The sequence below is a fragment of the Caballeronia sp. LZ034LL genome, from assembly GCF_031451215.1.
GTDB lineage: Bacteria > Pseudomonadota > Gammaproteobacteria > Burkholderiales > Burkholderiaceae > Caballeronia.
Genome location: NZ_JARUXR010000003.1, coordinates 17,424 through 27,046 on the forward strand (window position 1 = coordinate 17,424; position 9,623 = coordinate 27,046).

Sequence of the window (9,623 nt, forward strand, 5' to 3'; positions counted from 1 at the left end):
AGCGAAGGTTATGGTGATCTTTCCATGCAGTTGAGCAAGTGCGACATGGAGTCGCTTCCTTTTCAAATCTGCGAGCAAAGTTTAAGTTTCGATAACCGGACGCGGGTGCTACATAGTTATCGCAATAACATCGGCATAAGAATTTGAACTTGATAGCTTTCCGTATTTTGGTGATTACCGGGTACCACCTTTGCAAGGATTGCGTGACTATTCTTTGAACTTACTGATATCAGGCGAGCAGCGCACGGTGCGCTTCTCGAGGAAATGATTTATCCAGTGAGGAGTGGAGAGTGGCAATCAGCGTCAAAGGAAGGGAGCCGTGCCTGATGCAGGCGAATGACAACAATCCGGCCGGCATGGAAGGATCAGGCGCGGCAGCGATGCGTCACGCGCTGACGGGCACGGTCAGGGCATTGACACTGATCGGCCTCGCGGGCGCGAGCTCGATGGCCGTCGCAAAGAGCGATTTAACGGACGTGTTCCCGACGGTGAATGTTCAAAGCGTGCATGCGTCCAGGGCGGTGGAGACGGCACCCGAGCCAGCAGTAGAGCCCACAGTCGAGCCCGCCCGATCGCCTCGCAAGGCACGCGTCAGCATGCGCTTTTCGAGCGATGCCACGCCCTCCGCCGCGTCGAAAACAACGACTGTCAAAGCCGCGAAGCCTTCGAAGCGATCCACGCCGGGCAAGCGCGCCGCGTGGCGCAAGCAGAGGCTCAAGCCGCTGCCGGGCGCCGTGCGGTCCTATGCAGCGGCGCCAGGACAAAGAAGCGGCAAGCGTGCTCCGGTGCATCCGGCCGGCCCGGTGCGTTCGCAGCCTCGCGCCGACGCGGCGCGCCCGGTGGCCACCGAGAAAGTGTTTCGCGCGGTCTCGCTTGCGGAGGTCCGCGAAACCGATGAGACCGCACTCGCCGCTGCACCGGCAGACGCTTCAGGGTCGGACAGTCACGACAGCAACAATGAAGCGCAGCAGTCCGCGACCCTGTCCCCTCCCGCGACGCTGAACGGCATCACGGCGCACGCTCTGGTTTCACAGGCGGCGCAGGCCACGGCCGCAAACAGCCTTGCCATCGGTAACGATTCACTGGCAAGCGGTGCGCGGTCGAGCGCGATCGGCAACGGCGCTGTGGCAAGCGCGGCGAATTCAGTGGCGCTGGGCGCGGATTCGCTTGCGGATCGGGAGAACACGGTGTCGGTCGGCGGCGCGCGACACGAGCGGCAGATCACCAACGTCGCGCCGGGAACGGCGGCCACGGACGCCGTCAATCTCGGACAGATGAACAATGCGATAGGCGGCGTGAACAGCCGCATCGACGATGTGGACCGGGTCGCGCGGCGCGGCATCGCATCGGCGGCGGCGCTCAATATCGTGACGCCGTATCTGCCGGGACGCACCACGGTCAATGCGGGTCTCGCGAGTTATCGCGGGCAGTCGGCGCTTGGCATCGGCTTGTCGCGCTGGAACCAGAAGGGCACGATCAACTACAACCTGGGCGTGTCCACTGCCGGCGGCAACAGCACGATTGTGCGTGTGGGGATCGGCATCGTGCTGCGGGCCTGAGCGCCGCGTGGTTCATCGTGCGACCGGCGGCGTCTTCGTCGCGACGCCGCGCTTCAGCACGCGCGCCTGCAACACGATGACGAGCAACAGGAACAGCCCGCGTATCACCGACTGCCAGTACGCCGACAACGAGATATAGCCCAGCCCGTTCTCGAAGTTGAGGAGGTTGAACACGAGTCCGAGCAGCGCCACGCCGGCGATGGTCATCGCGATGGACCCTTCGCCGCCGGTCAGCCGCGTGCCGCCGAGCACCACGGCGGAGATGGCGAACAGTTCCCAGCCGACGCCTTCGTTCGGCTGGCCCGCGCCGAACTGCGCGGCGAGGATCGCGCCGGCGATGCCCGCGAGCAGGCCGCTCACCGCATACACGAAGACGAGCGTGCGATCGACGTTCAGCCCCATCAGACGCGACGCTTCCTCGCTTCCGCCGATAGCCAGCGCATGCCGTCCAAAGCGCGAACTGCGCAACGCCAGCCAGCCGATCACCGCGACCACCGCGCAGACGATGCCCGGAATCGGCAGCCCGAGAAAATCCCCTTGGCCGAAGGCGGCGAAGTTCGCATCGGACGAAATGGCGACGGCGTCGTTATGGCCGAGCAGCAGCGCGAGTCCATGTGCGCCGAGGCTTGTCGCCAGCGTGACGATGAACGGCAGGATGCGCATGTGCGTGATGACGAGTCCGTTCAGCACGCCCACTGCCAGGCCCGCAAGCGAGCCGGCGAGCACGCCGGCGACGACGCCATGTCCGCTCGCCAGCGCCGCGACGACGCTCGCCAGCGCGGCCACTGCGCCGACCGAGAGATCGATGCCGCCGGTGATGATGACGAAGGCCATGCCGATGGAGATCAGCAGGAACATCGAGTTGTAGCGCCAGAACGACGTGATGTTGTAGGCGTCGGCGAAATGCTCGTAGCGGGTGACTCCGAGCACGAGCAGCGCGGCCAGCGCGATCAGGATGGGCAGGTTCTTTTTCATGAGCGGCTCAGCCTCGCTTGCGTTGCACGTACACGGCGGCGATGATGATCGCGGCCTTCAGCACGAGCGCGGCGGCGTCCGGAATGCCGTGCGCGAGCAACGTATAGCGCAGCAGCTGGATGATCAGCGCGCCGATCAGCGTGCCGGTGATATAGGCCTTGCCGCCCGTGAGCGCGGTGCCGCCCACGGCGACGGCCGCGATGGCATCGAGTTCCACGCCCAGGCCCACGACGTTCGCATCCGACGACGAATTCACCGAGATCGATATCAGCCCGGCGAGCCCCGCAAGCGCGGCGCACGCGGTATAGGCAAGCATCTTCACGCGGGTGGTCGGGATGCCTGAGAGATAGGCGGCGGCTTCGTTGCCGCCCGTCACGAGCAGGTACTTGCCGAACAGGGTCTTGCGCACGATCCACGTGAACACCGCGACGAGCACGAGCATCAGCAGGATCTGGAACGGCACGCCCGCGACCTTGCCGAGCGCGATCCACTGGAACGCGGGATTGTTGAAGGCTTGCAGGCTGCCGTCGGTGACCACTTGCGCGATGCCGCGTCCCGCGATGAACAGCACGAGCGTCGCGACGATGGGCTGCACGTTCAGGCGCGTGACGAGAAAGCCGTTGAAGACGCCGCACACGGCGGCGGCGAGCACCGGCAGCGTGAAGGCGAGCACGATGCCGAGCGGGCCTGCGATGTTCGTGAAGAGCATCGGCGCGAGCGCGCCGGCGATCGCCATCGAGGCGCCTACGGAGAGATCGATGCCGCCCGTCGCCACGACCAGCGTCATGCCGATGCCGACGATCACGATCGTCACCACCTGCGTGAGATTCACGTTGAAGGTCTGCAGCGACACGAAATGCTGCGTGAAGATCAGGTTGAAGACGATCATCGCGAGCAGCACGACAATTTCGCGCTGGATCGCGACGCCGCGTCGTTTCTTCGCCGGCGCAGCGGACGCGAGGGCGCCGGCCGGTTGGGTCTTGTCGATCATCACTCGCTTCCTCGCGCGGTCGTTTCCACGGCTTCCGCCAGCGTCGATTGCTCGCCCGCGCCATAGGCGATGGCGTCCATGATCGCGGCCTCGTTCATCTGCGCGCCGTCCAGTTGCGCGACGGTTTCGCCGTCGCGGATCACCACGGCGCGGTCGGCCACGGCGGTCAGCTCTTCGAGTTCGGACGCCGACAGCAGCACCGCGAGCCCCGAATCGCGCAGCTCGCGCACGATCTTCGCGACATCCGCCTTCGCGCCGACATCGATGCCGCGCGTCGGTTCGTCGAGCAGCAACAGGCGCGGCTGCGTGGCGAGCCAGCGCGCCAGCAACACCTTCTGCTGATTGCCGCCGGAGAGTTCGCGGATCGGCTGGTCGGGTGAACGCAGCTTGATGCCGAGCGATTCGATGAAACCATCGACGATCTCGCGCTGCCTTGCGACATCGACGACGCCGCGTTTCGTCAGCGCGGGCAGGCAGACCAGCGTGAGGTTGTCGCGCACGGACAGCTCCGGCACGATGCCTTCGGCCTTGCGGTCTTCCGTCAGATAAGCGATGCCGCGCGCGATGGCATCCTTCGGCGACTTGAACGCAGCGCTCTCGCCGTTCACAGACAGCGTGCCCTTTGCGGGACGGTCCGCGCCGAACAGCAGGCGCATGGTCTCGGTGCGGCCCGAGCCGAGCAGACCCGCGAGTCCCACGGCTTCGCCCGCGTGGACATCGAGCGATACGTCGGTCACTTTCGCGCCTGCCGCCAGACCTTGCGCGGCGAGCGCCACTGGCCCGCGCTTCGCGAGATTCGCTTCCTTCACCGCGCTGTCCTCGTGCACGACGGCGGCGAGCGTGCGGCCGAGCATCGTCGTGACGAGCTTGAGCTTGTCCATCTCCTGCATCGTGCTCTCGGCGACGGTCTGGCCATCGCGCATCACCGTGACGCGGTCGCACAGCGCATACAGTTCATCGAGCCGATGCGAGACGAAGATCACGGCGCGGCCGTCGTCGCGCAGGCGGCGCACCACGCTGAACAGCAGTTCGACTTCACGCTCGTCGAGCGAGGATGTGGATTCGTCCATGATGACCATCTTCGCGTCCGACGACACGGCGCGCGCCAAGGCGACCATCTGCTGGATCGCGGTGGAGTAATCGAGCACCGGCTTTTTCACGTCGATATGCAAGCCGAACGATTCGAGCAGTTCCGACGCGCGCCGCTGCACGCTCTTCCAGTCGATCAAGCCAAAGCGGCGCGGCTCGCGGCCAAGAAAGATGTTCTCGGCAACGGAGCGGAACGGCACCAGGTTGATCTCCTGATAGATCGTGCTGATGCCTGCTTCGCGCGCTTCCTTCGGCGTGCGGAAATCGACTTCGCGGCCGTCGAAGCGCACCGTGCCCGCGCTCTTGCGATAAGCGCCGGTCAGGATCTTGATGAGGGTGGACTTGCCCGCGCCGTTCTGGCCGATCAGCGCATGCACTTCGCCCGCGGCGACCGTGAGGCGCGCGTGCTTCAGCGCGGCGACGCCGCCGAAGGCGATGTCGATGTCCTGCATGTCGAGAAGGGGAGTCTGAGCCATGCCGTGAGTCCGTCGAAATGAAAAAGCGAGCGCCCGCTTTCAGGCGCCCGCAAGACACACACACTTCGCTTCAGTACCCGTACTGCATGCTTTCGTCGACGTTGCTCTTGTCGTAGAAGCGGTCGGACACCTTCACCCACGGCGGAATGGTTTCGCCCTTCGCATACTTCTGCGCGACGTCACAGGCCAGCGGGCCGAAGAACGGACTCGACTGCACGCTCGCGCCGAGTTCGCCGGCCTTGATGGCTTCGAGGCCGCCCTTGGTGCCGTCGATGGTCACGATCTGGATGTCCTTGCCCGGCTGCTTGCCGGCCGCCTTGATCGCGGCGATGGCGCCGAGCGCCATTTCGTCGTTGTGCGCGTAGACGGCGGTCACGTCCGGATGCGCCTGCAGCAGCGTCTCCATGACCTGACGACCCTTGTCGCGCGCAAAGTCGCCGCTCTGCGACGCCACGATCTTCATGCCCGGGTTCTTCGCGATGACATCGTCGAAGCCCTTCTTGCGGTCATTCGCGGCGGATGCGCCCGTCGAGCCTTCCAGTTCGATGATGGTCGCCTTGCCGTTGGTGGCCTTGACGAGCCAGTCGGCGGCGCGGTGACCCTGATCGATGAAGTCGGAGCCGATGAAGGTGATGTAGTCCTTGCCGGCCTTCGCCATCGACTGGTCGATGTTGCGGTCCACCAGGATCACCGGAATGCCCGCCTTCTTGGCCTGCATGACCACCGGCACGAGCGGCTTCTCTTCACGCGGCGGGAACACCAGCAGATCGACGTGCTGCGCGATCATGCTCTGGATGTCCGATACCTGTTTCGCCGCCGAGCTGTTGGCGTCGGTCATGACCATCTGCCAGCCGCACTTCGCGGCGATGTCCTTGAAGCTCTTGGTCTCGGCCAGACGCCACGGGTTGTTGCTCTCCGTCTGCGCGAAACCGACCTTCAACGGTTTCTTGTTCGGGATTTTCGGCAGGCCGTCGTCGGCGGCATGAGCCGCGCCGATGCCGGCGGCGAGCGTCAGGGTGGCGAGTACGGCAGCGAGCGGGCGCAGGCCCAAGCGTGATTTCTTCTCTAGCGACAGCATGTCTTCCTCCATAGGATGGTTTGCCTTTTTCTAGTGATGCCGATGCTTGTGTTGCCCGGTCTGCTTGCTGCGAGAGTGTTCTGCGTTCCTGCTGCGCGGTTGCGATTTTATTAACCGTCAATCGCTAATATTATTAATGGCGAGCTGCTTGGCTTCGCTGATGACCCTGACCGAGCCGCGCTCGATCAGCGGTCCGTCGATCTTCACGGTACGGCGCCGCACCGGCGCGCCCGCGGCGCGGTTCTCTTCTTCCTGCAACAGCGTGTCCACCGCCCAGCGGCCCAGTTCATAGTTGGGCAGCACCACCGTGGACAGCGGCGGATGCGTATGCCGCGCGATTTCCTGGTCGTCGTAGCCGAGCACGGAGACGTCGTCGGGCACGCGCAGGCCGAGCTGCTTGAGCGCCTCGATGGCGCCGAGCGCCATCAGGTCGTTCGCGCAAAAGATGGCGGTGGGCGGGTTCGGCTCGCGCATCAGTGCAAGCGTCTGTTCGAAACCGGTGTGCGGGCTCCAGTCGCCTTCGCGCACGAGTTCCGGCGCGAACGGCAGGTCCGCCGTGGCGAGCGCCGTGCGATAGCCCTTCAGGCGGTCGCGGGCGGCGTCCTGCCAGGGCTCGCCGTTGATATAGCCGATGCGCCGGTGGCCCGCGCTCAACAGGTGATCGGTCGCGCTGTGGCCGCCCGCGACTTCGGCTGGAACGACCGAGGACACGTTCGCCCCGTTCGCATAACAGTTCAGCAGCACCGTGGGCACGCGGGCGAGCGCGGCCGGCAGCGTCACACGGCGCGTGTAGACGGTGGCGTAGATGACGCCGAGCACGTCGGGATTGCCCAGCGTCGCATCGAGCACGCGCGCCTCGATCTCCGCATTGCCGTGCGTCGAATAGACCGCGAGCATGCGGCCATGGGCGAAGGCGGCGTCGCGCGCGCCGTCGATGCTCACGACCGGATGCGGACTCGTCGAGATTTCATCCGCGAGATAGACGATCAGGTTGCGTTCGCTTGCGTTGCCGAGCGGTTCGGCCGGCTCGCGCTGCGTCATGCGATAACCGAGATCCTGGGCCGCGCGCAGCACCTTGTCGCGCGTCGCGTCCGAGAACTTCGCGCCGCTCGCATTGTTCAGCACGAGCGAAACCGTGGACTGCGAGACTCCGGTGAGTTTCGCGATGTCGGTCATCGTCGGGCGGCGTTGCGTCGTCTTTTTCATCGTGCATGCCGGGTCGGGCGGCTGGATCCTTTTCTGTTGTTCGACAGGCCAGGCAGGGCGAAACTTGTCGTTAATATTAGTGATGAATGCTGCGGAAAGCACGCATTTCTTGGTCATATTGGCTCAGGGTTTTCACCGGTTATTACTAATAATATTGACGAATCGATTACGCGCGTGCGATTCTGCTTTGACCAACGCATAAGGAGACGTCGCATGGGCAAGTACGACGAAGGCACGCGAGACGCACTCGCCGCATCGTTCGAGCAGGACGGTTTTGTCGTGCTGCGCAATCACTTTTCGCGCGCGACGATCGAAGCGTGGCGCGACGCCTTCGCGCCGCTGCTGCAACCGCACGTGGAGCAGGCGCGCGAAGCCTCGACCAGCGGCAATCGCGGGCCGGGCCGCTATTACGTGACGCTGCCGTTCGAAGGCGGCTTCGCGGATCCGGCCATCTTTTGCGACGAAGACATCGTGGGCATCGTCGAAAGAGTCGCCGGGCCGGATCCGGTGATGTGCCAGCTCGCCACGGACACGCCGGTGCTCGGCTCGGTGCATCAGGAGTGGCATCGCGATACGCCGCCGCTCTTCGACGACGCGCCCGAGACACCTTCCTTCCAGCTCGCGGTGAACTTCCCGCTCGTCGATGTCGACGACAGCAACGGTCCGCTGGAAACCACGCGCGGCACCCATCGTCTGTCTCGCGACGAGGCGCTCGCGGGTCTGGAAGCGGGGCGGTTCCCGGCGGAGCGCGTGCCGATGCAAGTCGGCGACGTGATGATTCGCGACGTGCGCGGTTTGCATCGAGGCACGCCGAACCTGACCGGTGAGCCGCGCCCGATGGTCGTGATCGGCTACAGCCGGGCTTGGTATTTCCGGCCCGAAGTGCATATCGACGTACCGCGCGACGTGTTTGCCGCGTTGCCCGCGCGTGCACGGCGTCTGCTGCGTTTCAATCCGCAAGTGGATGAGACGGCGCGGACCTTCGACGAAAACTACCGGCAGTTCGCATATTGAGCACGCCTGCTTCCGTACGGCTCGTCGAGTTGCGTTACGGTGGGCGGCGTGTGCTGCTCGCGCCGGACATTGGGGGCGCAATTGCCGCTTTCGACGAATTCCGCGATGGTCGGACGGTTCATTGGCTGCGTCCTGCGACGCCTGAGGCGCTGGCGGCGCGCGATCCTTTGGGCATGGCGAGCTTTCCGCTTTTGCCCTACTGCAACCGGATTCGCGATGCGCGGTTCGTTTTTCAAGGTGCGGTTGTGGATCTGTCCGGCGATGGGAACGCGTTTCCGCACGCGTTGCACGGTAATGCCTGGCGTTTGCCGTGGCGGGTTGACAGCGTGTCGGACGAGCGGGCGCGGCTGGTCTTGCTGCATGAGCCCTCTCCGGAAGCAGCCCACCACTGGCCGTTCGCCTATGAAGCAGCGCAGGACTTCACACTCGACGCCAATAGCCTGAGCGTCACGCTGTCCTTGCGCAATCTGGCCGATCGGCCTATGCCGTTTGGCATGGGGCATCATCCGTACTATCCGCGTACGCTTGATACGCGCATTCGTGCACGCGTTGGGGCGATGTGGCATAGCACTTCTGATCTGCTGCCCACGCATGCCGGTGCGCATCCCAGCGTGGATGCGATGGCCTCGCAAGATGGCATGTCCGCCGATGCCTTCGATCTCGACAACAACTATGCTTGCTGGTCGCGCACTGCCGTTGTTGAGTGGCCCGATGAGCGTCGGTCAATTGTGCTTTCTGCCGATTCTGGCTTTGCGCATATGGTCGTGTATGCACCTGCCGCGTATCCGGATTTGCTCTGTGTCGAGCCAGTAAGCAATGTGGCCGATTGGGTCAATCTCGATACCGTCGATCATGCTGTGAAGGGCGGAGCGGTGTTGATGCCCGGCGAGTTAGCCTGCGCTTCGTTCAGGTGGATCACTCGATTTGATTGAGTTCCTTCTCGGGTGGGCTCTTGATTTTCGCTAGCGCTTTCGTAAACTTCCCGATTTCGCGTCGGTCTATTCGCACTGCCCCTCCCCGGGGCGGGGGTAACTTTCTTTGCGTGCTGCAAAGAAAGTCACCAAAGAAAGCAGCGGCGGATTCAACCGGTCAACGCAACCCCTAACGTTTCGGCCAGCTTTTCCGCTGGATTCATAAAGCCCAACGTCTGACGAGGCCGTTGATTCAGTCGCTTGGCCACTGCATTCAATTGAGCCTGCGAGTATTGATCCACAGGCTGGCCCTTTGGAAAGTAC

Annotated in this window: 8 protein-coding genes and 1 pseudogene; 3 read left to right on the forward strand and 6 right to left on the reverse strand. The window is 64.1% G+C overall.

Going from position 1 to position 9,623, the window contains the following annotated elements:
- The first annotated feature begins 326 nt into the window (after positions 1-326).
- Positions 327-1,559 (forward strand): YadA-like family protein, encoded by a 1,233-nt coding sequence (locus tag QCE83_RS21200; RefSeq protein ID WP_309815627.1) that lies wholly within the window; start codon positions 327-329, stop codon positions 1,557-1,559.
- 12 nt (positions 1,560-1,571) lie between these two features.
- Here QCE83_RS21200 and QCE83_RS21205 read toward each other — a convergent pair whose 3' ends face one another.
- From QCE83_RS21205 to QCE83_RS21225, 5 genes are all read right to left on the reverse strand, one after another.
- A complete protein-coding gene (locus QCE83_RS21205) occupies positions 1,572-2,534 on the reverse strand; it encodes an ABC transporter permease (protein WP_309815630.1) in 963 nt (320 codons plus the stop codon).
- A gap of 7 nt (positions 2,535-2,541) precedes the next feature.
- Entirely contained in the window at positions 2,542-3,525 is a 984-nt protein-coding gene (locus QCE83_RS21210; RefSeq protein WP_309815633.1) for an ABC transporter permease, read from the reverse strand.
- A complete protein-coding gene (locus QCE83_RS21215; RefSeq protein ID WP_309815639.1) occupies positions 3,525-5,090 on the reverse strand; it encodes a sugar ABC transporter ATP-binding protein in 1,566 nt (521 codons plus the stop codon). Before QCE83_RS21215 ends, QCE83_RS21210 begins: the two co-directional genes overlap by 1 nt.
- A 70-nt stretch (positions 5,091-5,160) precedes the next feature.
- Entirely contained in the window at positions 5,161-6,168 is a 1,008-nt protein-coding gene (locus QCE83_RS21220; protein WP_309815643.1) for an ABC transporter substrate-binding protein, read from the reverse strand.
- A gap of 117 nt (positions 6,169-6,285) precedes the next feature.
- Complete coding sequence (locus QCE83_RS21225; protein ID WP_309815646.1) at positions 6,286-7,374, reverse strand: LacI family DNA-binding transcriptional regulator; 1,089 nt, start codon at positions 7,372-7,374, stop codon at positions 6,286-6,288.
- A 213-nt stretch (positions 7,375-7,587) separates the two neighbouring features.
- On the opposite strand from QCE83_RS21225, the gene QCE83_RS21230 reads away from it, so the two are divergent.
- Positions 7,588-8,388: a phytanoyl-CoA dioxygenase family protein gene (locus QCE83_RS21230; RefSeq protein ID WP_309815649.1), complete on the forward strand. Its 801-nt coding sequence runs from the start codon at positions 7,588-7,590 to the stop codon at positions 8,386-8,388.
- Entirely contained in the window at positions 8,385-9,320 is a 936-nt protein-coding gene (locus tag QCE83_RS21235) for an aldose 1-epimerase (RefSeq protein WP_309815652.1), read from the forward strand. The genes QCE83_RS21230 and QCE83_RS21235 overlap by 4 nt, the downstream gene beginning before the upstream one ends.
- Positions 9,321-9,469: 149 nt before the next feature.
- On the opposite strand, the pseudogene QCE83_RS21240 reads toward QCE83_RS21235, so the two are convergent.
- A pseudogene (locus QCE83_RS21240) lies at positions 9,470-9,623 on the reverse strand (IS30 family transposase); the annotation flags it as partial.